Genomic DNA, 24,085 nt, shown 5'->3' with positions numbered 1-24,085 from the left:
GGTTCAAAGGGTGAGGCCGTCTGAAAAACGGGGCGGGCGGGTTTTGGGCCGCTTTGGGCATGGAATCGGCTGCGGGTTAGTGGCGGCTTTTATAGGGTTGGCTGAGCAGCTCGGTGTCGTTTACCTGTCTCTGCACTGCTTCCGCAGCATTAATGCAGGCGGGCGTATCTTTGAGTTTGGCGGGGTCGTTTTTACATTTGACCATCTGCGCTTCATGCTCCGCCGGATGGTCGAGATACCACTGCACATCGTGCGCCTCGTCAGCCGCGCCGCCACAGGCGGCAAGCAGGAACAGGGTGGCGGCGGCAAGCAGATGTTTTTCATGGTTGATTCCTTATCAGGTGGACATTAATCAAATAAAAAACGGCTTTTCAGACGGCCTCTGCGCTTTCCGAATACCAAATCGGTCGCGGCAGGCAGTCCTGGAAATGGGAAAGCGGCGATTATAACCGAAAGGGCGGCGGCTTTTTGCCGCAACGCGGCGGCGGATATTGCTACAATAAGGCCGTCTGAAAATGCGCAAAACCGGTTTTCAGAAACGTCATCCCCGCGTAGGCGGGGACGGCCTTTTCTACCCGCAGGAGCACGCCATGCAACAAACGCCCGAACAAGCCGCCGCGCCCGACCCCCGCCCCCCGGGCATCCATCCCGCCGCCTATGTGCTGGCGGGCATCTCCTTCATCCCCCTGCTCGGCCTGCCCTTCGGCCTGGCCGCCGTCATCTGGGGCTTGGTCTGCCGCAGAAAACGCGGCGGCAAAATCGCCGCCCTCATCGGCGCAGCGGGCATGTTCTGCACCATAGGCGTGTACGGCGCACTCTTTTATTTCGGCCTCCAACAGCGCGGCGGCGTGTACGACGAATTGCGCGTCCGACTCGCGCAAACCCAGCTCGCTACCCTCGTCCAGTCCGTCGAATTCTACAAACTGCAACACGGCGCATACCCCGAATCCCTGCCCGCGCTGCAAGCCGCCCAGCCCGACACCCCCCTGTTTATCTACGACCCCTCCGACATCCGCGCCACCCCGCGTCTGTTCCACTACGAACGCGCCGGCGCGGATCACTACTACCTGCGCAGCGTCGGCGCGGACAACATCCCCTTCACCGCCGACGACATCCTGCCGCCCACCGACACCGCAGGCGGTAAAATCGGCCTGCTCAAAGAAAAGGCGCGGCCGTGATTCCCCTCACCGCAGCGGCCGACGCGCCCGCAGAAACCCTCGCCCTCGCCGCGCACTACGGCTTCACGCCGTCTGAAAACCCGTTTTCAGACGGCCTCTTCCTCCACGCCGCCGCCGACGGCATCAGCCTGTGCCAAGCGGGCGCGAAAGGCCGCGTCCGCGTCGACTTCACCGCCGGCGCGGCGCAATACCGGCGCACAAAAGGCGGCGGCGAACTCATTGCCAAAGCCGTCGGCCACACCACAGCCGCCCACATCATCGACGCCACCGGCGGCCTCGGCCGCGACGCTTTCGTCCTCGCCGCCCACGGCCTCACCGTCCGCGTCATCGAACGCCACCCCGCCGCCGCCTGCCTGCTTGCCGACGGCCTCGCCCGCGCACTGGCCGACGCAGAAACCGCCCCCGCCGCCGCACGCATCACCCTCCACCATGGCGACGCACTCGCCCTCCTGCCCGCACTGGCCGCCGCGCTGCCCCCCGACGCCGTCTGCCTCGACCCCATGTACCCCGAGCGTCAGAAATCCGCCGCCGTCAAAAAAGAAATGGCCTACTTCCACCAACTCATCGGCCACGCCCCGCCCGACGACGAAGCCGCCCTGCTCGCCGCCGCCCGCGCCGCCGCCAAAAAACGCGTCGCCGTCAAACGCCCCCGCCTCGGCACATTCCTCGCCGGCGCGAAACCCGCCTACCAATACGAAGGCAAATCCACCCGCTTCGACATCTACCTGCCCGCGCCCGCATGAACACCCCGCCTCTGCCCCGCCCCGTGCAAACCGCCCTGCTCGCCTTTTTGCAAAACGCCTTCCGCCACCGCCCGCAAGACTTCCGCCCCCTGCGGCTCAACGGCCTCCCCCTCGGCCTGCTCAACGCGCAATGGCACAACCGCCTGCGCCAAGACTGGACAGGCCGTCTGAAAACCCATTCAGACGGCCTGTCCCTCGAAACCGGCGACTGGCACAGCACGGGGCAAATCCTGCAAGACACCGCCCGCCGCTGGCACCAAACCGGCCTCCTCGGCGGCTGGCGCGACGAAAAACACGACGTGCGCGACGCAACAGGCCGCGTCCTCTTCACCCTCGAACGCGCCGCCTTCCGCCCGCTCGGCCTCACCAGCCGCGCCGTCCACCTCAACGGCCTCTGCCAAACACCCGACGGCCCGCGCCTCTGGATCGCCCGCCGCAGCACGCACAAAGCCGTCGACCCCGGCAAACTCGACAACCTCACCGGCGGCGGCGTCGCAGCAGGCGAAACCCCCGCCCCCGCCATGCGCCGAGAAGCCTGGGAAGAAGCCGGCATCCCGCCCGAACTCACACCCGTCCCCGCCGAAACCCTCCTCAGCGTCCACCCCGTCAAACGCGGCCTGCACCGCGAACACCTGCACATCTTCGACCTCCAACTGCCGCCCGGCTTCACCCCGCAAAACCAAGACGGCGAAGTCGCCGCCTTCACCCTGATGACCCCCGCCGACACCGCCGCCGCCATCGCGCAAGGCCGCATGATGAACGACTCCGCCCTCGTAACCCTCAGCCTCCTGCACCGCCTTCGCCTCACCACCCCCGACCACCCGCTGGCCGCCTTTCTGCAAAGTTTCCACAGCGGCGCAGAAGGGGCAAAGGCCGTCTGAAAGCGCAGCTTCGGCGTAGCCAAAAACCGTTTTACCGATTTTCAGACGGCCTCTTGCCGTTGAAGCAGGGTGTGTGGCGCAAGCCACGCACACGGTTTGGGTTTTCGGGTAAAACGCACGGATTCGCCGTGCCGCACCGACCGCGTGCGTCGCCTCGGGGCGACACCCTACATGTAGGGCAACAGGCCGTCTGAAAACAGGCATTTCGCCGACAACGCAAATGCGGCGCGTGAGGTAGGGTTGTCGCCCCAGCGACGCACCCGGCCTTTGCCGTATAACGAATTAAGGCCGTCTGAAAAACGCTTTTCAGACGGCCTCTTATGATGTGTTCTAGCAACCGCCCGACGGCAAAGCGAGGCAGGGTGTGCCGCCCCGAGGCGACGCGCGCGGTCTTGCCGCACAACGGATTGAGGCCGTCTGAAAACAACGTTTCCGACACAGCCAAAACGGTTTTCAGACGGCCTCCTTACAGCGGAAACACCTGCTCCGTTTGGGCGGCGTTTTCGCCAACAACGCAAAGGCAGATGACAAGGTAGGATGTGTGGCGCAGCCACGCACGCGGTCTTTGCTGCATCACCTCGGGGCGGCACACCCTACATACGGCAACAGGCCGTCTGAATGTGAGGCCGTCTGAAAAACACTTGCCGGGGTTGTTCAGACGGCCTCTTTACGTCTGCTGCTTACGCCGCGGCAGCGGGCGGCGGCAGAAAAGCAGCGGGAATCTCCTGCCGTTTGAGCATTCGTGAAAAGACTTCGACCGTGCCATCTGCGCGGAAACGGGGTCGCTCACCGCGAAAATACCCGTGATGCCGAGCCATTTCCATTGCACGGCGCCGCCCGTTGTCGAGCGGTAAGCCGCCTCTTGGCTGCGGGCGTAACGGTCGGCGGTTTCCTCCGCCTCGGATTGCCCTGTGGCGCGGATAAGGACGATGCTTTCTTCAAACCAGTGGTCATCCGCAGCCGTGCCGTTATGGACGGATTGGTATCACAGGCTGACTGCGAAGCAATTTCCATAGTATGCCTCCGTTTGTTCCGCCACGGTTTCAATGAGTATGGCGGAATTTCATTATGCCGGCATGGCTGAGGCACGGGTTCGGGCTGTCAATGCAGGGGCGCAAAATAGCTTTTCCCGGATTGTGCGGGTTGATTGCGGTGATTTTCAGACGGCCTGTCTTTCTGTGCGACTGGCTGCCCGCGCATTCTCGCCGCCTGCAACAGCACTTTGCCCTGCCCGTCTTCCAGCAGCAGGCGGCTGCCGCCGATGCGGAATGCTTCGGTTTGGGTGAACGCGTAGCTGATGCGCTGCTCCGCGTCGGCTTGGTTTTCGGGGCAGGACATGCGGGTGGAAGCGGTGTATCCGAAATTCAGACGGCCTTTGCCCTCGGAAGAATAGCGTGTATTCATGCGGTTGCAGCCCGCATAGCTGGCAAGCAGGCTTGTCTGCCCGTCAAAAGACAATTCAGCATCCCCAGCGAACGGCTCTCCCATGATTTTCTCTACCTTCCACTTGCCTGCAAGTGCCTCGCTGTCGGCCGGATGCGCGGCACAGCCGGCCAAAACCAACAGGCCACATGCCAATATGTACGCTGTGTATTTCATTTGCTTTCCCTTTTTGTCATCATCCCATAACGGCCGACTGCGGCGCGGATACGGGCATCGGCAGGCTTTTGCCGGAAACCGCGCGGCACGGCAATCCGCCTGCTTGTCATTGTGCACATATTAAAGAAAGCACGGACATGCCGTGCTTTCTTGATGTTGCCAAACCTTACATATGCCTTTGAGAGCGGAGATAGTCGAGCGTTTTGAGCTCGGCAATTGCAGCCGCCAAAGCCGCATGTGCCTTAGCCAAAGATTCGTCGTCGGTTGCTTTCGCAATCGAACTCTCGGCCGCTTTTTTCGCCTCTTCGGCACGCGCCTGATCCATCTCGCTGCTGCGTACGGCCACGTCCGCTAAAACAGTCAGCTTGTCGGGCTGCACTTCCAGCACGCCGCCCGAAACGGCAACCAAAACTTCCTGACTGCTGCCCGGAACCTGCAAACGCAGCGCACCGGGGCGCACCAAGCTCATAATCGGCTCATGTCGCGGGTAAATACCGAGCTCACCCTGCACGGTGGGAACAACTGCAAAGCTGGCCTCACCCGAATAGATGTTGTATTCGTTACTTACCACTTCAACTTGCATGACACTCATGCCGCCCTCCTATCAGCTTACAGTTTTCGCTTTCTCAACAGCCTCTTCAATGCCGCCTACCATATAGAACGCCTGCTCCGGCAAGTGGTCGTATTCGCCGCTGAGAATGGCTTTGAAGCCTGCGATGGTGTCGCGCAGGGGAACATATTTGCCGGGAGAGCCGGTAAACACTTCGGCCACATGGAAAGGCTGGGACAGGAAACGCTGGATTTTACGGGCGCGCATGACGGTCAGTTTGTCTTCTGCGGACAATTCGTCCATGCCCAAAATGGCGATAATGTCGCGCAACTCTTTGTATTTCTGCAAAGTGGACTGTACGCCGCGTGCAACGTCGTAATGCTCCTGACCCAATACCATCGGATCAAGCTGGCGGGAAGTCGAATCCAAGGGGTCAACCGCAGGGTAAATACCCAAAGAAGCAATATCACGGCTCAACACGACTGTTGCATCCAAGTGGGCAAACGTTGTTGCGGGAGAGGGGTCGGTCAAGTCGTCCGCAGGTACATATACGGCCTGAATGGATGTGATCGAACCGGTTTGCGTCGAAGTAATGCGTTCTTGCAGACGACCCATTTCTTCAGCCAATGTCGGCTGGTAACCCACTGCGGAAGGCATACGACCCAGCAGTGCGGACACTTCCGTACCGGCCAGCGTGTAGCGATAGATGTTATCAACAAAGAACAATACGTCGCGGCCTTTGCCGTTTTCGTCTTTTTCGTCGCGGAAGTATTCCGCCATAGTCAGACCGGTCAGAGCGACACGCAGACGGTTGCCGGGAGGCTCGTTCATCTGGCCGTAAACCATAGCCACTTTGTCCAATACGTTGGAATCTTTCATCTCGTGGTAGAAGTCGTTCCCTTCGCGGGTACGCTCGCCCACGCCGGCAAACACAGACAGACCGCTGTGCGCTTTGGCGATATTGTTGATCAATTCCATCATGTTCACGGTTTTACCCACGCCGGCACCGCCGAACAGACCCACTTTGCCGCCTTTGGCAAACGGGCAAAGCAGGTCGATTACTTTAATACCGGTTTCCAACAGCTCGGTCGTGGATGAGAGTTCGTCAAACTTTGGAGCTTCCTGATGGATGGATCGGGTATGTTTGGAATCGACCGCACCCGCTTCATCTACGGGTTTTCCCAGCACGTCCATAATGCGGCCGAGCGTTTCCTTGCCCACGGGCACGGTAATCGGCGCACCTGTGTTGTTTACCGCCATACCGCGCTTCAATCCGTCGGAACTGCCCATCGCAATGGTACGGACTACGCCGTCCCCCAGAAGTTGCTGCACTTCCAAAGTCAGGTCGGTTTCAACCAATTTTAAAGCATCATAAACATGCGGGATGGCATCACGCGGGAATTCCACGTCTACCACCGCACCAATAATTTGCACGATTTTGCCTTGGCTCATGATCGCATCCTAAGTTTTCTATCCGAGTTTTCAGACGGCCTCAAACTGCCGCCGCACCCGCAACAATTTCTGACAATTCTGTGGTGATTGCGGCTTGGCGCGATTTGTTGTACACCAAGCGCAGCTCTTTAATGGCATTGCCCGCATTATCGGTTGCAGCTTTCATCGCCACCATCCTCGCAGCCTGCTCGGAGGCCATGTTATCGCTCAATGCCTGATAAACCACAGATTCCAAATAACGGCGAACCAAATATTCCAACACCTGTACAGGGCTTGGCTCGTAACGGTAGTCCCAGTTATAGCTTTTGGCTTCGCTATTTGCCTCTTCAAGGGTATTTCCGCCTATTGGCAGCAATACTTCCATCCGAGGTTCTTGGCGCATGGTATTCACAAAACAAGAATAGACAATGTGAATAATGTCAATCTCGTTTTTCTCATAGCGTCGGAACATCTCAGTCAATGCGCCTACCAAAAGCTCCAATCTTGGCGTATCACCTAGATTGGCCACACTGGCAACCACATTCAAACCGATGCGCTGGCAAGCAGCCAATCCTTTACTGCCGATACAGACAACATCAACGGCTATGCCTTTGCTCTGATATTCTTGCACCTGTGCCAAAAATTTTTTCAGCACGTTGGCATTCAATCCGCCGCACAAACCTTTATCCGTTGTGATCAGGATAAAACCTGCTCTGCGGACTTCCCTATGTTCATCCAACAGTTTGATGCCGTGATTTTCTTGTGTTTGAGCCAAATGGCTCATAACCAGACGGACTTTGTCGGCATAGGGACGCGCCAAACGCATCCGCTCTTGAGTCTTCCGCATTTTAGAGGTTGACACCATCTGCATCGCCTTAGTGATCTTTTGGGTATTCTGAACACTTCGGATTTTGGTGAGAATCTCTTTTCCTACTGCCATTTCAGACTCCTTTTCAGACGGCCTTATGCGGCATAGCTGTACGAAGCCTTAAAGGCCTTCATGGCTTCGCCCAAACTCTGCTCAGCCTCATCAGACATCGCACCGGACTCATTAATACTTTCCAAAACCTGGGGATTCTGAGTGCGGACAAAGTTCAAAAAGTCGGCTTCAAACGACAACGCTTTTAAAACAGGAACATCACTATACGAGCCGTTGTTAATCGCCCATAAAGTCAATGCCATCTCGGCAGTATTGAGCGTGCTGAACTGTTTCTGCTTCATCAGTTCGGTAACTACTTCACCATGTTCAAGCTGTTTGCGGGTGGCTTCATCCAAATCAGAGGCAAACTGGGAAAACGCAGCCAATTCACGGTACTGAGCCAATGCAAGACGGATACCGCCGCCAAGTTTTTTAATGACTTTAGTCTGAGCAGCACCACCCACACGAGATACAGAGATACCTGCATTAATCGCCGGACGAATGCCTGAGTTGAATAAATCGGTTTCCAAGAAAATCTGACCGTCGGTAATCGAAATCACGTTGGTTGGCACAAAAGCAGATACGTCACCCGCCTGTGTTTCAATAATTGGCAATGCAGTCAGAGAACCGGTTTTACCCTTCACTGCGCCATCAGTCAGTTTTTCAACTTCGTCTTCATTGATACGGGCAGCGCGTTCCAACAAGCGGGAGTGCAAATAGAATACGTCGCCAGGGTACGCTTCTCGACCGGGAGGGCGGCGCAACAGCAGGGAAATCTGTCGGTATGCAACCGCTTGTTTCGACAAATCATCATATACAATCAATGCGTCTTCACCGCGATCTCGGAAAAACTCACCCATCGTACATCCGGCATAAGGAGCAATAAACTGCAGCGCAGCTGCTTCCGAAGCGGTAGCTGCGACAACAATAGTATGCTCCATAGCACCGTGCTCTTCCAATTTGCGAACTACGTTGGCAATAGAAGAAGCTTTCTGTCCGACGGCAACATAAATACAGATAACGCCTGTACCTTTCTGATTGACAATAGCGTCCAATGCCACTGCCGTTTTACCGGTCTGACGGTCTCCAATGATCAGCTCGCGCTGTCCGCGACCGATTGGAACCATAGAGTCAACAGCTTTTAAGCCGGTCTGCATCGGTTGATCGACAGATTTACGGGCAATTACTCCCGGCGCGATTTTTTCTATTGGAGCGGAAAGTTCTGCATTGATAGGGCCTTTACCATCAATAGGCTGGCCTAGCGCATTGACAACGCGACCGATCAATTCACGACCGATAGGTACTTCTAAAATACGACCGGTGCATTTGACTTCATCACCTTCTTTAATATGTTCGTATTCACCAAGCACTACCGCACCTACGGAATCACGCTCCAAGTTCATTGCCAAGCCGAAAGTATTACCCGGGAATTCAAGCATTTCACCTTGCATAACATCAGACAAACCATGCACACGCACGATACCATCTGTTACGGAAATCACTGTGCCACGGGTACGCAGTTCTTGCTTGGTGTCTAAATTTTCGATTTTGGCTTTCAGTAAATCACTGATTTCAGCAGGATTAAGCTGCATGAAAATTCTCCTAATTTATCATTGCCGAGTACAATTTCTGCAATTTATTCTGCACGGACAGGTCTAATACCTGATCACCCACTTCTACTTTAATACCCCCGATTAATTCGGGGGAAACTTTAAAAGTAGCATCCAAGCTTGTATTGAAGTGCCGCTCCAAATCGGCCAAAAGCTTGGCTTTCTGTCCTTCTCCGGCAAATTCAAAAGCACTGTATATTACTGCATGCTTGGTATGGTTGCGCGATAAAACCAAATCTTGATACTGAGCATAAACCTCGGGCAAAACAAAAAACCTTTTCGCCTCCGCCACCACTTTGACAAAGTTACAGAACATTTCGTTCTTCACCGCCTGATTGTCAGACAATAAATCAAGCAGGAACTTAACTTTATACTCAACAGTATCGGATGTATCGTCAAGCAGTGTAGAAACAGACGGCTGCTGTACAATCCACGCCAATTCTTTCAATCCGCCCAACCAAGACTCTGCTTGCTGTTTGTCATCGGCCAGATCAAACAATGCCTTCGCATAGGGTCTGGCAATGGTTGCAAATTCAGCCATAGCTTACAGCTCCTGTTTCAGGTTACTCAGCAAATCGGCATGCTTCGCGGCATTGACCTCACTGCGCAGGATCGCTTCCGCGCCTTTCACAGCCAAAACAGCAACCTGCTCGCGCAAACCTTCGCGCGCACGGTTAACTTCCTGCTCCACATCCGCCTTGGCTTGTGCTGTAATCCGTGCAGCCTCAACAGCAGCATGGCTTTTAGCGTCTTCCACGATCTGAGAGGCACGTTTTTCCGCATTAGCCACCAGTTCCGCAACCTGACTACGACCGTCGGCCAAGAGTTCTGCAACTTTTTTTTCTGCCTGTTCAAAATCGCTTTTCCCACGTTCGGCTGCCGCCAAACCTTCCGCGATTTTATCGGCGCGCTCGTCAAGTGCCTTGGCAATCGGCGGCCACACATATTTCATTGTGAACCACACCAAAATACCAAAGACAATTATCTGCGCAAATATGGTTGCATTTAAATTCACTTTACTCAACCTTCGTATTTTTGGTTAATCAACATCCCTTTGCTTTAAAGCAAAGCAGTCTGTATTCGGGATTAGCCTTGGAAGGGATTAACGAAGGCGAACAGCAATGCAATAGCTACGCCAATCAGGAATGCGGCATCAATCAGGCCGGCAATCAGGAACAGTTTGGTTTGCAGCGGACCGATCAGCTCAGGCTGGCGCGCAGAAGACTCCAAATATTTGGAACCAACCATTGCAATACCGATAGATGCACCCAAAGCACCCAAAGCAACGATCAAACCGCAAGCGATAGCAATCAAACCCATTTTAGAACTCCTTTAATAACAAAACAAAAGGTTAAACTACATTAAAACAACTTACCAAAAGAAACTATACTGCTCACCTCAGCACCCAAAACGGCACTTAGTGTGAATCGTGCGCCTGGCCGATGTAAACAAAAGCCAAAGCCATAAAAATAAATGCCTGCAAGGTGATAATCAGGATATGGAAAATCGCCCACGCCGCACCGGCAACAATATGAAATACGAACAAGACCGGATCCATCAGGCTTACGCTACCGGAGGCCGCCCATGCACCGCCCAACAGGGCAATCAGCAAAAACACCAGCTCGCCCGCATACATATTGCCGAACAACCGCATACCGTGAGAGACGGTTTTGGATAAAAATTCCAAGATATTCAACAGAAAATTAGCAGGGAACAGAAACGGGCCGAACGGTGCGGTAAAGAGCTCGTGCACCCAGCCTTTGCCGCCTTTGATTTTGATATTGTAGTAAATGCATACAAGCAGAACGCCTACCGCCAAAGCCAGCGAAGTATTCAAATCCGCAGTCGGCACGACACGCAAAAGCGCGTGATGGTTGCCGGTAATGCCCTGCCATGTCATCGGCAGCAAATCCACCGGCAGCAAATCCATGGCGTTCATGAGGAAAATCCACACAAACAGCGTCAAGCCGAGAGGCGCAACCATTTTGCGCGATTCGGCATTATGGATGATGCCTTTGCACATGTCGTCCACAAATTCATAAAGCAGCTCGACTGCGGCCTGAAAGCGGCCGGGAACGCCCGAAGTGGCAGAAACGGCGGCTTTGCGCAGCAAAAAGCAGCCGACGATACCAAGCAAAACGGCAAAGAACACCGCATCCAGATTGATATAGGAGAAATCGGCGATGTTTTTTAAATCCTGTCCTTTGTCCACATGCGACAAACTGGTCAAACTCTGCAAATGGTGTTTGATATAGTCGGCTGCTGTCATGGTTTCACTTGCGCTTGCCATAATATTTAGCTTTCCAAAAAACAAAAAAAATTACTTGGCTGACTGCCAACAGACCGAAGAGGAACGGCAGAAACTTCAAACTCCGATGAAAGAATGCGAACACCGCAAGCATCAGAAGCAGAGCCAGCACTATTCTTAAACCTTCTCCGACCAAAAACGCATAGCCTGCATATTGCGGCATATTGCGGAAAATATTTAAGAACAGCACCGTAACAAGAGAGGGGACAAAATAACTCAGCCCGCCCGCTGCGGCAGACCACGCTCCGGAAGCACCGGACACCAAAGCGCATAACAGTGTTACGGCAACCAAGGCGGAAAACTGCAAATAAAGAACCCTTACCATTGGCGCATACACTACGAGACAGACTAATTCTCGGCACTATAATGAATGCCCATTTTCCCGTCAAGCAGTTCGGTTAATTTTCGTGAAATATTTTAACAGCAGATTAAACCACCGCTTGCACAAAACCGCTGCCGTCCGAGTAACGGCATATTTAATTTAATGTTTTAAAAATATTTTTCGCAATTCCCGTGCGCATCATCCCTGAGGAGCGGTTCGGCTGTTTATGGAACAGGCCGCCTGCATCACGCCCTGCTCCGCTGTGTCGGAATGTTTTTCAGACGGCCTATTGTCCGTTGTCCACGCCCAGCCGTTCCAGCAGCGCGTCGAGCATTTCCGGATTGTCGAAATGCAGCACGATGCGTCCGCTGCGGCGGTTATGGCTTTTCACTTCCGCGTTCACGCCCAAAGCCTCGGTCAGTGCCTCGTTCAGGCGGCGGATGTCGGGATGGATGGTTTTGGACGCTTTTTCCGCAGCCGGCTGTTGCGCCATTCTGCTGCGTTTTTCCACTTCCCGCACCGACCAGCCGTTTTTCACCGCTTTTTGCGCCAATTCCAGCTGGTCGACCACCGGCAGGGTCAGTAGGGCGCGGGCGTGCCCCATTTCCAAGTGTCGCCGGTAAAGCATGTCCTGCACCGGTTCGGGCAGGGCGAGCAGGCGCAGGCTGTTGGACACCGCGCTGCGGCTTTTGCCCACGGCTTTGGCGATTGTTTCGTGCGTCAGGGAAAACTCGTCGGCCAGCCGTTTCAGGCCGCGCGCTTCTTCTATCGGGTTGAGGTTTTCGCGTTGCAGGTTTTCGATCAGACCCATCGCCAGCGCAGTTTCGTCGCTGATGTTTTTGACCACGATGGGGATGTCCGCCAAACCGGCCAGCTGCGCCGCCCGCCAGCGGCGTTCGCCGGCGATCAGCTCGTATTGCGACAGGCCGTGTTCGCGCACGATAACCGGCTGGATGACGCCCTGCGCCCTGATGGATTCGGCCAGCTCGTGCAGGGCTTCGTCGTCCATCTGCACGCGCGGCTGGTAGCGGCCGGGGCGGATGTCGCCCACGGCGGCGACGGCCAAACGGTCGCCCCGCCCGTCTTCTATGCTGCCGGAAAGCAGGGAATCCAGCCCGCGCCCCAGTCCGCCCGGTAGTTTTGCCATGGTGTTCTTCCTTACAAAAATCCGCGCCATTTTAATGGAAAGGCCGTCTGAAAAGCAGTTTTATTTTTCGGCACACCGGTTTCGGCTGCACCGAATCGTGGTTTCAGACGGCCTCAACCTTTCTGCCGCCGCATTTTGAACAGCATGCCCCACACCAGCAGCAGCACGGCACAAAAGAACAGCGCGCTCCATACGGGCAGGGGCACGCCCAACACGTATTCGCGCACGCCACAGTTGCCGAAGCCTTCGACGACGAACCGCCACCAGTCGAACAGCGGCCATTCTTTCAGGCGGAAGGTCCAGGGCGCGCCGCAGCTCGGTTGTTCGGTTTCGGGCAGGCTTTGCAGCCAGATTTGGTAAACGGCGGTGTACAGCCCCCATGCGGCGGGCAGGCTCACCAGGAGCGCAGCAGCGGTGCGTCCGGCGGGTTTGGCGGCGGGCAAGAGCAGGCAGAGGGCGGACACTGCCAGCACGGCGATAACGGCGACGCGTTGCAGAATGCACAGCGGGCAGGGGTTCAGCCCCATGACGTATTGGGCGAAAAACGAGCCGGCCGTGGCGGCGGCAGCAAGGAGGGAGATGGCGGCAAGGACGCTGCGGTAGGATTTCATATGTTTGTTTGGGTGTTGGAAACGGGCGGATTATACCCGTTCGGCATCGGTATTGAGGCCGTCTGAAAATCGGTAAAACGGTTTTCAGACGGCCTCAATCCGTTATACGGCAAATATCGCGTGCGTCGTTTCGGGACGACACACCCTGCGTCAAGGGCAGAGTGTTTTTGGTTTTACAGGCATTCTGAAACCGCGTGCACGACAAGCCGCACGCCATACTTCGTGCGGCAGAGGCCGTCTGAAAATCTGTAACGGTTTTGGCTGCGCCGAAGCTGTGCTTTCAGACGGCCTCTGCGGTGTTTTTACTGCCCGGCCACGGTCATGCTGCCGATCAGGATGGAGCCAACTTTGTGCGAGGAGCGGCGCAGGGCGTCGTCGGCCACGCCCGCGATGTCGGCGAACATGTCCTGCAAGCGGCCGGCGACGGTGATTTCTTCGACGGGGTATTGGATGACGCCGTTTTCCACCCAAAATCCGGCCGCGCCGCGCGAGTAGTCGCCGGTGAGCATGTTCACGCCCTGCCCCATCAGCTCGGTAACTAACAGGCCGCTGCCCATCTGGCGCAGCAGCCCGGCCTGCGTCGGGCAGGTGGCGTTCAGAATCAGGTTGTGCGCGCCGCCGGCGTTGCCGGTGGTGGCCAGGCCGAGTTTGCGCGCGCTGTATGAGGAGAGGAAGTAGCCCTGTATCACGCCGTTTTCGATGACGAAGCGCGGGCAGGTGGCGACGCCCTCGCTGTCGAACCAGGTGCTGCCCCAGGCGCGGGGGATGTGCGGCTCTTCGCGCAGGCTGAGGTTTTGGGGCAGGATTTTCGTGCCGAGGCTGTCGGTGAGGAAGCTGCTTTGGCGGTAGAGCGCGCCGCCGGAGAGTGCGCCGACGAGATGGCCGATGAGGCTGCCGGATACGGTGGCGTCGAACAGCACGGGGCAGTTGCGCGTGGGCAGGCTGGCGGCACCGAGGCGGCGGACGGTGCGCAGGGCGGCGGTGCGGCCGATGTTTTCCATACTGTCGAGCTCTTCGCGCGAACGGGCGAGGTCGTACCAGTAGTCGCGCTGCATGGTACCGCCCGCTTCGGCGACAACGCTGCACGAAACGCTGTGGCGCGTGCCGCGTTCGTGTTGCAGAAAGCCGTGGCTGTTGCCGTAGGCAAACTGGTAGTGCGAGGTTTGCACGTCCGCGCCTTCGGAGTTCTTCACACGCGCATCGGCACCGAGGGCGGCGGCTTCGCAGCGGCGGGCGAGGGCGGCGGCCTCTTCGGCGGACAGCTCCCACGGATGGTATTTGTCCAAATCGCCGAATTCCCGCGCCATCAGCTCCGCGTCGGCCAGACCGGCGCAGTCGTCCTGCGCGGTGTGGCGGGCGATGTCCAGCGCGGCGCACACGGTTTCCTCAATGGCGCGGCGCGAGAAATCGGCGGTGCTGGCGCGGCCTTTGCTCTGCCCGAGGTAAACGGTGATGTCCAGTGACTTGTCCTGCTGGTGCTCGATGTGTTCGATTTCCTGCAAACGCACCTGCACGTCCTGCCCCACCGATTCGCTCAAATCGGCTTCGGCGGCGGTTGCGCCCTTTTGTTTGGCAATATCCAGCGCGAGCGCGCACAAATCGGACAACTCCTGCGGCGAATGGGTGAACATAATCTCTCCGTGGCACATAATCATCGGGCGGCATTTTACCCGCGCGCGGCGGATATTGCTGCTAAAATGCCGCCCCTGCCGCAACCAACCGCACAGCGCAAAATGAGCGAAACCGACAACGAAGAGTGGGTCAGCAAAACCCAAATGAAAAAACGCATGAACGACTTGCAGGATCTGGGCATGGAGCTCACCCGCCTCTCGGACGACACGCTGAAAAAAATCGGCCTGCCCGAAGACCTGTACCAAGCCGTGCGCGACTACAAAAAAATCACCGCCAACGGCGCGCTCAAACGGCAGAACCAATACATCGGCCGCCTGATGCGCGAAACCGACCCCGCCCCCATCCGCGACTTCCTCGCCCGCCTCAAAGGCGAAAACCACGCCCACAACGCCTTTTTGCAGCGCGTCGAACACATGCGCGAACGCCTCATCGGAAACGACGAAGCCTTCACCGCCTTTGCCGCCGACCATCCCGAAGCCGACCTGAGTGTGCTGCGCACCCTCATCCGCAACGCCCGCAAAGAAAAAGAGCTTGGCAAGCCCCCCAAACACTTCCGCGCCCTCTATCAGGCACTCAAAGCCGCCATGGAAGCGCAGAGGCCGTCTGAAAACCACATTTCAGACGGCCTGCAACACCCCGCAGAATAAGGAAAAACCATGTTCCCCCACCCGCAAGACGAAGACTACAACCGCTTCATCCGCGCCATACTCGGCACGCAGACCGTCTACACCCTCGTTTTGGACGAAGACGTGGCCGAATGCCCGTCCACCGAATATGAAGAAGACGACGGTGAACCTGTGCCCGTATTCTGCGTCTGGCACGAACGCGCCGCCGCCGAAGCCTGCACCGCCGAAGAATGGGCCGACTACGAAATCGAAGAACTGCCGCTGGATTTTTTCCTGCACGAATGGCTGGTCAGTATGGACCAGGACGCCGTACTCCTGGGCGTGGACTTCGACCCCGAACTCTACGGCCTCGAAATCGAACCCGTGGAAGTGCTGGCCGACATCCTCGACGCCGCCGAACAGATGCAGTGCACCGAACTGATCGACGGCTACGGCGAACTGATGAACTACCGCCTCGAATGGGAGCGCGAAATGGCCGGACAGAAACGGCTGAACTGAACCGCCGCCGCGCAGCGGCGACACAATAACCAGAGGCCGTCTGAAAAAACATATTTCGTTTTTTCAGACGGCCTCTTTGCGGCAAACAGCCGCCCGGGCAACCGCCGCAATACAGCAACCGCGTGCGTGGCTGCGCCACACACCCTACCTCGGCGGCCGAATCCCGCCCGTGCCGAACCATACGTAGGGTGTGTCGCCCCGAGGCGACGCACGCGGTTTCTGCCGTTTAAACAACAGGCCGTCTGAAAGTATTACTGCATGCTTTTTATAAACAAATCGTTACGCTGCCTGATTTCTTCGAGACGGTCGCGGTAGTGTTTCATGAAACAGGTGTGTCGGGAATATTGCACATAGCGGGTATGGTTGTAGCGGCAGTCTTCTTTGACAAAGGTTTCCCATGTCTGCTGCGTGTGCACGAGTCCGGCAAAGCGGTGGGGTTCGAGCAGGGTTTGGCTGCGCTGCAATTCGGCAGACAATTCTGCGGCGGCCTGCCGTTCGCGCTCTTCGTCGCCGCTGCAAATCACGTTAATGCACACTTCGGCCTGCGCGGTGGCACAAACGGCAAGCAACAGGGCAAACAGGTGTTTTTTCATGTTCAGACGGCCTTTTTCATTTGCCGATACAGAAGCGCGAGAAAATCACGCCCAAGAGGTCGTCGGCGGTGAATTCGCCGGTGATTTCGCTGCACGCGGCTTGGGCGAGGCGCAGGTGTTCGGCCAGCAGCTCGATTTGGTGGTTGCCGCAGCGGGCGGCGTGTTCCAGCTCGGTTTGCGCGGCTTCGAGGGCGGCGGTGTGGCGGCGGCGGGCGAGGAACAGTCCTTCGCTTTCGCCCTGCCAGCCGATTTGCTGCAACAGGGCACGTTTGAGCAGATCCAGGCCCGCGCCGGTTTTGGCAGACAGGCGGATAAGGGTGTCCGCGCCGCTTTCGCTGCAAAGGACGTCTGAAAACTCGGGCGTGCCGCCGCTTAAATCGATTTTGTTGTGCACTTCGATTTTTTTCAGATTTCCGGGCAGCGCGGCGAGGATGTCGCGGGTTTTTTGGTTCAGCCCTTCGGCGGGATCGATCAGAATCAGGGCGACATCGGCTTGGGCGAGGGCTTTGCCGCTGCGCTCGATGCCGATTTTTTCCACGGTGTCGTCGGTGTCGCGCAGGCCGGCGGTGTCGGTGATATGCACGGGCACGCCGTCGAGGGTGATTTGTTCGCGCACGGTGTCGCGCGTGGTGCCGGCGATGTCGGTAACGATGGCGATGTCGTCGCCCGCCAGTGCGTTGAGCAGGCTGGATTTGCCGACGTTGGGTGCGCCCACCAACACCACATTCATGCCTTCACGCAACACTGCGCCCTGCTGCGCCTGCGCCAATACAGCTTTCAGACGGCCTTGCAGGTTTTCCAGCTTGCCGCGCGCGTCGGCCTCTTCGAGAAAGTCGATGTCTTCTTCAGGAAAGTCGAGCGTGGCTTCCACCAGCATCCGCAGCGTAATCAGGTCGTCCACAAGCGCGTGAATGTGTTGGGAAAACGCGCCTTTGAGCGAGCGCACGGCCATGCGGGCTGCGGACTGGCTGGACGCGTCAATCAGGTCGGCCACGCTTTCGGCCTGCGCCAAGTCGAGTTTGTTATTGAGAAAGGCGCGTTTGGTGAATTCGCCCGGCTCGGCAAGGCGCGCGCCCAATTCCAAACAGCGCGACAGCAGCATCTGCATGACCACCGGCCCGCCGTGGCCTTGCAGTTCGATGACATCCTCGCCGGTAAAGCTGGCGGGCGCGGCGAAATAGAGCATCAGGCCGCTGTCGATGGTGCGTTTCTCTGCGTCGTAAAAATCGGTGTAGAGGGCAAGGCGCGGCTGCGGGGTTTTGCCGCCGCTGATCTGCTGCGCCAGCGGCAGCAGGTGTTTGCCGGAAATGCGGATAACGCCCACGCCGCCACGCCCGGGGGCGGTGGCGACGGCGGCGATGGTTTGGGGGGTGGCGGACATGGCGGTCTTTCTGTTCGGTTTGCGGGCTTGGTTTGCGCCGGAATGTTTTAACGGTTTTCAGACGGCCTCTGCGGGTTTTGAGGCCGTCTGAAAGGGCATGGCGGCGGCGGGATTTTGTTTGCACGGCGTGGCGCATTCGGCGTTGAGGCCGTCTGAAAAACGGTTTTCAGACGGCTCCAACGCCGTTTTACCAGCCGACGCTGACGCCGTATTCGCCGAGCAGGCTTTGCAGCTGCTCGAAAAGTTCGGCGCGGGCTTCGATCTGCCATTGGTTTTGCAGGTCGATTTCGCCCGACGCGCCGCCGTTGCGGTAGCGCAGGCGCAGGGGGATGCCGCCGCCGGTTTTGCGGGCGGATTCGAGCAGGGCGGCGAGGGCGGGGATGTCGGCCTCGGGGGTGGCGGTGAGGGTGAGGCTGCGGGCGAATTTTTCGCGCGCCTGCGGCAGGGTCATGATGCTGTTGGCGCGGATGCGCAGCTCGCCGCCGTTGTAGTCGCTGTGGCTGACGCGGCATTCGGCGATGAGGATTTGGTCGGCTTTGAGCCGCTCGCGCGCTTCTTCGAGCAGTTCGCCCGAAACGCTCACTTCGGCAAAGCCGCTGCGGTCTTCGAGCTGGACGATGGCGAAGCGGCCGCTTTTGCCGTTCATGGTGCGCACGCCGGTGGCGAAGCCGGCCACGCGCACGCTGTCCTGCGTTTTCAGACGGCCTAATGACACGGGGGCGAAGCGGCGGATTTCCTGTTCGTAGGGCGCGAAAGGGTGGCCGGAGAGGTAAAAGCCGATCACGGTTTTTTCTTCGGCGAGTTTCTCCGATTCGCTCCACGCGGGGGCGGCGGAGAGTTTCACCGGCTCGATCGCGTCATCCATCATGTCGAAAAGCCCGCCCTGATTGGCGTTGGCGGCTTTTTGGTCGGCATTTTCCATCGCTAAATCGATGTTGGCCATCAACATGGCGCGGTTGGGCTCGATGCTGTCGAACGCGCCGCCGCGTATCAGGGCTTCGAGGGTGCGGCGGTTCATGTGGTCTTTGCCGACGCGCTCGCAAAAATCCAACAACCCTGTGAATTTTCCGCCGGCTTCTCGGGCGGCGATGATGGATTCCACCGCCGCTTCACCCGTGCCTTTGATTGCGCCGAGGGCGTAGCGGATCTGTTTGTTGCCGTCGGGCACAAAGCGGTAGGACGATTCGTTGATGTCGGGCGGCAGAAAGGTGATGCCGTTGGCGCGGCAGTCGTCGTAAAAGTGTTTGAGCTGGTCGGTGTTGTCCAATTCAGACGACATGGTTGCCGCCATAAATTCGGCGGGGTAGTGCGCCTTGAGCCATGCGGTCTGGTAGGAAATCAGGGCGTAGGCGGCGGCGTGGGATTTGTTGAAACCGTAGCCGGCGAATTTTTCCATGTAGTTGAAGATTTCGTCGGATTTTTCGCGCGAAATGCCTTGTTTTGCCGCGCCTTCGGCGAAGATTTCGCGGTGTTTCACCATTTCTTCGGGCTTTTTCTTACCCATGGCACGACGCAGCAAGTCCGCGCCGCCGAGCGAGTAGCCGCCGATAATCTGCGCCGCCTGCATCACTTGTTCCTGATACACCATAATGCCGTAGGTCGGCGCGAGGATGTCTTCGAGCAGCGGGTGGATGTATTGGAATTCCTGACCCTTCATACGCGCGACGAAGTCGGGGATGTTGTCCATCGGGCCGGGACGGTAGAGCGATACGAAGGCGATAAGTTCTTCAAACTTGGTGGTGTGCGCCGTTTTCAGCATTTTTTTCATGCCGGTCGATTCGAACTGGAATACGGCGGTGGTGTTCGCATCGCGGAAGATTTTGTAGGCGGCTTGGTCGTCGAGCGGGATTGTGCCCACATCGACAATATCGCCGGTGGTGGCTTTGATGTTGTCCTGCGCCATTTCGATGATGGTGAGGTTGCGCAGGCCCAAAAAGTCGAACTTCACCAAGCCCACGTCTTCCACGTCGCCCTTGTCGTACATCGATACGGGCGAAGCGGATTCGTCTGCCTGATACACGGGGCTGTAATCGGAAATCTTACCCGGCGCAATCAACACGCCGCCTGCGTGCATGCCCAGACCGCGCGTCAAATCTTCCAGCTTTTTCGCCAGCGTAATCAGTTCGTCCGCTTCTTCCGCTTCAATCAATTCCTGAATCTGCGGCTCCGCCTTCATTGCATCGTCCAAACCCAAAGGTTTGTTGGCTTCCAGCGGAATCAGCTTAGACAGTTTGTCGCACAGGGTAAACGGCAGCTCCAGCACGCGCCCCACATCGCGGATCACGGCTTTGGACGACATCGTGCCGAAAGTAACAATCTGGCTCACCGCTTCCGCGCCGTATTTTTCGCGCACATATTCAATCACGCGCCCGCGGTTTGCCTGACAGAAGTCCACGTCGAAGTCAGGCATGGAAACGCGTTCGGGGTTCAAGAAACGCTCGAACAGCAGCGCGTATTTCAGCGGATCGAGGTCGGTAATCTTCAGCGAATACGCCACCAGCGAACCCGCGCCCGAACCGCGTCCCGGCCCGACCGGACAGCCGTGCGTTTTCGCCCAGTTGATAAAGTCTTGTACGATAAGGAAATAGCCGGGGAATTTCATCTGGATGATGATGTTCAACTCAAAATCCAGCCGCTCCTGATATTCCGGCATTTTCGCCGCCCGTTCCGCCTCATCGGGATAAAGCTGAACCATGCGTTCCTGCAAGCCCTCGTTGGAGAGTTTCACCAGATAATCGTCGAGCGACAGACCGTCGGGCGTCGGGAACAGGGGCAGGAAGTTTTTGCCCAGCGTGATATGGATATTGCAGCGTTTGGCAATTTCCACCGTGTTTTCCAAGGCTTCGGGCAAGTCGGCGAAACGTTCCAGCATCGTTTCCGGCGGGATGAAAAACTGGCTCGGCGTAAAATCGCGCGGACGTTTCTTGTCCGTCAGCACCCAGCCGCCCGCGATGCACACCCGCGCCTCGTGTGCGTTGAAATCATCGCGGCTCATAAACTGCGTCGGATGCGTCGCCACCACCGGCAAACCCAATTCCTCCGCCAGCTTCACGCTGCCCGAAACGCAAGCCTCCCATTCGGGGCGTTCGGGCAGGCGTTGCAGCTCCAGATAGAACGCATTGGGGAACCACGCCGCATACTTCAACGCCGCCGCACGCGCCGCGTCTTCGTTGCCGTTCAACAGATTCACGCCCATTTCGCCCAAATGCGCGCCAGAAAGACAGATCAGCCCACTGTTGTCGCCCGAATCCAGCCATTCGGGGTTTAACTCGGCATGGTGCAGATTGCGCCCCTCGCCCACATAAGCCGCCGTTAAAAGCTCGCTCAAACGCAGATAACCCGCCTCATTGCGGATAATCAGCATCGCCCGAAATGGCTTGTCGGGCGCGGCCGGATTGCCGATCCACACATCCGCCGCCCCAACCGGCTTGATCCCCGCCCCACGGCAGGCTTTGTAAAACTTCACCAGCGCAAACTCGTTCATCAAATCGCTGATGCCCAGCGCGGGGAAACCATACTCCTGCGCCTTTTTCACCACTTCTTTGATACGCACCATGCCGTCGGTAATCGAAAACTCGGTATGCAGGCGCAGGGGAATGTAAACGGGGGCAGTCATGGCAGAAATCCGGCGGAAAAACGAAAGCGCGGATTATATAACAGGCCGTCTGAAAAACCCGTTTCGCCGTTGCCCCACGCCGCAGACGTTTTTCAGACGGCCTCTTTGCCGTCCGGCAGCCGCCGCCTGCCTGCCGCCATCCTTATCCGCCATGCAAAACGGCACAGTCGAGGCCGTCTGAAAACCGAAAGGCCGTCTGAAAACGAAACTTCACCGGCGTTAAAACGCATCCCCAGTTTTCAGACGGCCTAATCCCATCGGCTGATAACAGCCAAGCGCATACCGCGTTACATTCACCAAATCTTAACTAAACCTTACAAACCACCATGAACCCGACCCCCCGCCCCAATCCCGTCCTGCTCGCCCTCTTGGCCGCCGCCTTTGCCCCGCAGGCATTTGCCGACAATCCCGCCGATACCCCTGTCGACAGCCAGAACAGCCCCAAAGCCGCCGCCGAGTCCGTCTTTACGCTGGGCGAAATCACCGTGCGCGGGCGGCGCGACACGGCGGCGGACGAAAGCGTCGTCCGCGCCGCAGACATCCGCCGCAGCAACAGCCGGGACATCGCCCAGGCACTCGCCACCCAGCCGGGCGTCAGCATCGACTTTTCCGGCGGCCGCAACGAAACCGGCATCCGCGTGCGCGGCTTCGACGCCCGCCAAGTGCCCCTGTTTCTCGACGGCATCCCGCAATACGTCCCCTACGACGGCTACGTCGACTTCGCCCGCTTCCCCACCCCCGGCCTCGCCGAAATCCGCACCGCCAAAGCCGGCGCATCGCTGATGTACGGCTTCAACACCATGGGCGGCGCGATCAACCTCGTTACCCGCAAACCGCAGAAAGCCTTTGAAGGCAGCGCACAGGTCGGCCTGGATGACAGCAGCGGCCGTAACGTCTCACTCAACCTCGGCTCTGCCACCGAACGCTTCTACGTACAGGGCGGCTTCGCCTACCTGCACCAGAACCGTTTCAGGCTGCCCAAAGATTTCAGCGACCTCAAAGCCCGCCCCACCGACACCGGTCGCTACCGCGAAAACGCCGGCCGCACCGACCGCCACTACTCCCTGAAATTCGGCCTCACCCCCAACGAAACCGACGAATACGCCCTCGGATACAGCGGCATCCGCAGCGAAAAACAACAGCCCGTGTACACAGGAGACGCCCCCAACAGCCAAGCCCGCTACTGGCGCTGGCCCTACTGGGACAAAGACAGCTTCTACTTCATCGGCAACACCGCACTGGGGCAGGCCAACCGCCTCAAAGTGCGCCTCTACCACGACAGCTACAAAAACGGCATGCAGTCCTACACCGACAGCAGCTACACCACCCCCGACGCCGCCCTCAGCCCCTACAAAGACCGCACCCTCGGCGCGAGCGTCAACTTCTCCACCTCCGCCTTCCAAAACCAACTCTTACAGTTCGGCTACCAATACAAAACCAACCGCCACCACGACCAGGAAAAAGAAACCCGCTTCCGCGATGCCGCCCACCAGTTTGCCGTCGAACACCAAATCGACTTCACCCCCCAATGGCGGCTGCGCAGCAGTGCCGACTACGAGCACCTCGCCGCCAAAGAACTGCCCGCCGGCTACCAAAAAGGCAAAACCCACTCCCTGAACGGCCTCATTGAACTCAGCTACCGCCCCGCAGAAAACCAAATGGTCTACGCCACCGTATCCAGCAAATCCCGCTTCCCCAGCATCAAAGACCGCTACTCCTTCCGCATGGGACGCGCCCTCCCCAACCCCGATTTGAAATCCGAGCGCGCCCGCCACATCGAACTCGGCTGGAAAGGGCAGCCCTGGCAGGGCGCGCAGGCAGAAGCCGCCGTGTTTTACAGCCGCCTGAGCAACGAAATCCAAAACGCCCTCGTCCCCGAACCCACCCGCAACGCCTGCCGCCGCTCCGGCACACGCGGCTACTGCAACCAGGCGCAAAACATCGGCCGCACCCGCCACACCGGCGCGGAAATCAGCCTGCGCCAAAACATCGGCAGCCAATGGACACTCGGCCTCGGCTACGGCTACCTCAACCGCAAAGACCTCGACGGCGGCACCGTCCTCACCGGCACCCCCGTCCACAAAGCCGACGCCTTCGCCGAATACCGCCCCAGCCGCCACCTCACCCTTGCCGCCAACGCCCGCCTCGAAAGCGGCCGCCGCTCCGCCTACGGCAGCAGCACCCGCAAACTCGGCGGCTACGCCGTGTACGATGCCAAAGCCGTTTGGAACATCCGCGACGGCCTCAGCTGGGAAATCGGCCTCGACAACATCACCGACAAAAAATACGAACTCACCGACGGCTACCCCATGCCCGGCCGCAGCTGGTACACCAACCTGCGCTACACCTTTTAAGGCAGCCTGAAAAACCGAGAGGCCGTCTGAAAACCGCTTTTCAGACGGCCTCAAAGCAGACCGCGTACAATCCCCCTCCCAAACCT

The 24,085-nt window shown here is 58.0% G+C and carries 25 protein-coding genes and 1 pseudogene; 7 read left to right on the top strand and 19 right to left on the bottom strand.

Translation table 11 applies throughout. The annotated features are described in order from the left end of the window. Positions 1-76 precede the first annotated feature (76 nt). Entirely contained in the window at positions 77-313 is a 237-nt protein-coding gene (locus tag H3L91_RS01820; RefSeq protein ID WP_256998614.1) for an EexN family lipoprotein, read from the bottom strand. A gap of 277 nt (positions 314-590) precedes the next feature. Here H3L91_RS01820 and H3L91_RS01815 point away from each other — a divergent pair, with 277 nt between their 5' ends. From H3L91_RS01815 to H3L91_RS01805, 3 genes are read left to right on the top strand one after another with little or no spacing between them, the layout of a single operon-like run. Further along, positions 591-1,178, top strand: a complete 588-nt coding sequence (locus H3L91_RS01815; RefSeq protein ID WP_040659308.1) for a type II secretion system protein GspG — start codon at positions 591-593, stop codon at positions 1,176-1,178. Next, positions 1,175-1,921 (top strand): class I SAM-dependent methyltransferase, encoded by a 747-nt coding sequence (locus H3L91_RS01810; RefSeq protein WP_007341731.1) that lies wholly within the window; start codon positions 1,175-1,177, stop codon positions 1,919-1,921. The genes H3L91_RS01815 and H3L91_RS01810 overlap by 4 nt, the downstream gene beginning before the upstream one ends. Further along, a complete protein-coding gene (locus H3L91_RS01805) occupies positions 1,918-2,802 on the top strand; it encodes an NUDIX hydrolase (RefSeq protein ID WP_007341730.1) in 885 nt (294 codons plus the stop codon). Before H3L91_RS01810 ends, H3L91_RS01805 begins: the two co-directional genes overlap by 4 nt. 667 nt (positions 2,803-3,469) lie before the next feature. Here H3L91_RS01805 and H3L91_RS12590 read toward each other — a convergent pair. From H3L91_RS12590 to pmbA, 14 genes and pseudogenes are all read right to left on the bottom strand, one after another. Next, positions 3,470-3,772 (bottom strand): annotated as a pseudogene (locus H3L91_RS12590) (DUF4288 domain-containing protein); the annotation flags it as partial. Positions 3,773-3,903: 131 nt separating this feature from the next. After that, the gene (locus H3L91_RS01795) at positions 3,904-4,401 is read right to left on the bottom strand and encodes an META domain-containing protein (RefSeq protein WP_007341725.1); all 498 of its coding nucleotides are present in this window, start codon (positions 4,399-4,401) and stop codon (positions 3,904-3,906) included. A 166-nt stretch (positions 4,402-4,567) separates the two neighbouring features. After that, the gene (locus H3L91_RS01790) at positions 4,568-4,993 is read right to left on the bottom strand and encodes a F0F1 ATP synthase subunit epsilon (RefSeq protein WP_007341724.1); all 426 of its coding nucleotides are present in this window, start codon (positions 4,991-4,993) and stop codon (positions 4,568-4,570) included. 12 nt (positions 4,994-5,005) lie between these two features. After that, the gene (gene atpD / locus H3L91_RS01785; RefSeq protein WP_007341723.1) at positions 5,006-6,403 is read right to left on the bottom strand and encodes a F0F1 ATP synthase subunit beta; all 1,398 of its coding nucleotides are present in this window, start codon (positions 6,401-6,403) and stop codon (positions 5,006-5,008) included. 40 nt (positions 6,404-6,443) lie between these two features. Next, positions 6,444-7,322, bottom strand: a complete 879-nt coding sequence (gene atpG, locus H3L91_RS01780; RefSeq protein ID WP_007341722.1) for a F0F1 ATP synthase subunit gamma — start codon at positions 7,320-7,322, stop codon at positions 6,444-6,446. Between the two features lie 23 nt (positions 7,323-7,345). Continuing rightward, positions 7,346-8,893, bottom strand: a complete 1,548-nt coding sequence (gene atpA, locus H3L91_RS01775; RefSeq protein ID WP_007341721.1) for a F0F1 ATP synthase subunit alpha — start codon at positions 8,891-8,893, stop codon at positions 7,346-7,348. A gap of 10 nt (positions 8,894-8,903) precedes the next feature. After that, entirely contained in the window at positions 8,904-9,452 is a 549-nt protein-coding gene (locus H3L91_RS01770; protein ID WP_007341720.1) for a F0F1 ATP synthase subunit delta, read from the bottom strand. 3 nt (positions 9,453-9,455) lie between these two features. Then, positions 9,456-9,926: a F0F1 ATP synthase subunit B gene (locus H3L91_RS01765; RefSeq protein WP_007341719.1), complete on the bottom strand. Its 471-nt coding sequence runs from the start codon at positions 9,924-9,926 to the stop codon at positions 9,456-9,458. A 71-nt stretch (positions 9,927-9,997) separates the two neighbouring features. Next, positions 9,998-10,231: a F0F1 ATP synthase subunit C gene (atpE, locus tag H3L91_RS01760; protein WP_002642492.1), complete on the bottom strand. Its 234-nt coding sequence runs from the start codon at positions 10,229-10,231 to the stop codon at positions 9,998-10,000. A 97-nt stretch (positions 10,232-10,328) separates the two neighbouring features. Beyond that, positions 10,329-11,201, bottom strand: a complete 873-nt coding sequence (atpB, locus tag H3L91_RS01755) for a F0F1 ATP synthase subunit A (RefSeq protein ID WP_007341718.1) — start codon at positions 11,199-11,201, stop codon at positions 10,329-10,331. Next, positions 11,185-11,526, bottom strand: a complete 342-nt coding sequence (locus H3L91_RS01750) for an ATP synthase subunit I (RefSeq protein ID WP_244958475.1) — start codon at positions 11,524-11,526, stop codon at positions 11,185-11,187. The genes atpB and H3L91_RS01750 overlap by 17 nt, the downstream gene beginning before the upstream one ends. A gap of 301 nt (positions 11,527-11,827) precedes the next feature. Further along, entirely contained in the window at positions 11,828-12,688 is an 861-nt protein-coding gene (locus H3L91_RS01745; RefSeq protein WP_040658586.1) for a ParB/RepB/Spo0J family partition protein, read from the bottom strand. Positions 12,689-12,801: 113 nt separating this feature from the next. Continuing rightward, a complete protein-coding gene (locus tag H3L91_RS01740) occupies positions 12,802-13,299 on the bottom strand; it encodes a disulfide bond formation protein B (protein ID WP_007341714.1) in 498 nt (165 codons plus the stop codon). A 302-nt stretch (positions 13,300-13,601) separates the two neighbouring features. After that, a complete protein-coding gene (gene pmbA, locus H3L91_RS01735; protein ID WP_040658583.1) occupies positions 13,602-14,930 on the bottom strand; it encodes a metalloprotease PmbA in 1,329 nt (442 codons plus the stop codon). Between the two features lie 102 nt (positions 14,931-15,032). Here pmbA and yjgA point away from each other — a divergent pair, with 102 nt between their 5' ends. Then, complete coding sequence (yjgA, locus tag H3L91_RS01730) at positions 15,033-15,578, top strand: ribosome biogenesis factor YjgA (protein ID WP_040659302.1); 546 nt, start codon at positions 15,033-15,035, stop codon at positions 15,576-15,578. A gap of 9 nt (positions 15,579-15,587) precedes the next feature. Continuing rightward, positions 15,588-16,055, top strand: a complete 468-nt coding sequence (locus H3L91_RS01725) for a DUF2750 domain-containing protein (protein WP_007341711.1) — start codon at positions 15,588-15,590, stop codon at positions 16,053-16,055. 251 nt (positions 16,056-16,306) lie between these two features. Here H3L91_RS01725 and H3L91_RS01720 read toward each other — a convergent pair whose 3' ends face one another. From H3L91_RS01720 to dnaE, 4 genes are read right to left on the bottom strand one after another with little or no spacing between them, the layout of a single operon-like run. Next, positions 16,307-16,648, bottom strand: coding sequence for a DUF1311 domain-containing protein (locus tag H3L91_RS01720; RefSeq protein WP_007341710.1), 342 nt, complete (start codon positions 16,646-16,648; stop codon positions 16,307-16,309). Between the two features lie 16 nt (positions 16,649-16,664). After that, positions 16,665-18,029 carry a tRNA uridine-5-carboxymethylaminomethyl(34) synthesis GTPase MnmE gene (mnmE, locus tag H3L91_RS01715; protein ID WP_007341709.1) on the bottom strand — a complete coding sequence of 455 codons (1,365 nt, stop codon included), beginning with the start codon at positions 18,027-18,029 and terminating at the stop codon, positions 16,665-16,667. A gap of 57 nt (positions 18,030-18,086) precedes the next feature. Then, positions 18,087-18,209 carry a hypothetical protein gene (locus H3L91_RS12430; protein WP_007341708.1) on the bottom strand — a complete coding sequence of 41 codons (123 nt, stop codon included), beginning with the start codon at positions 18,207-18,209 and terminating at the stop codon, positions 18,087-18,089. A 7-nt stretch (positions 18,210-18,216) separates the two neighbouring features. Continuing rightward, the gene (gene dnaE, locus H3L91_RS01710) at positions 18,217-21,645 is read right to left on the bottom strand and encodes a DNA polymerase III subunit alpha (RefSeq protein ID WP_007341707.1); all 3,429 of its coding nucleotides are present in this window, start codon (positions 21,643-21,645) and stop codon (positions 18,217-18,219) included. Between the two features lie 69 nt (positions 21,646-21,714). Between dnaE and H3L91_RS01705 the strand changes: the two genes are divergently transcribed. Next, a complete protein-coding gene (locus tag H3L91_RS01705; protein WP_154647175.1) occupies positions 21,715-21,897 on the top strand; it encodes a hypothetical protein in 183 nt (60 codons plus the stop codon). 74 nt (positions 21,898-21,971) lie between these two features. Further along, positions 21,972-23,999, top strand: a complete 2,028-nt coding sequence (locus tag H3L91_RS01700; protein ID WP_007341705.1) for a TonB-dependent receptor plug domain-containing protein — start codon at positions 21,972-21,974, stop codon at positions 23,997-23,999. Positions 24,000-24,085 lie beyond the last annotated feature (86 nt).

Origin of the sequence: Neisseria bacilliformis, from assembly GCF_014055025.1 — a bacterium.
GTDB lineage: Bacteria > Pseudomonadota > Gammaproteobacteria > Burkholderiales > Neisseriaceae > Neisseria > Neisseria bacilliformis.
Note: the sequence above shows the minus strand (reverse complement) of the source record. Positions and strands in the feature narration are given on the sequence as shown.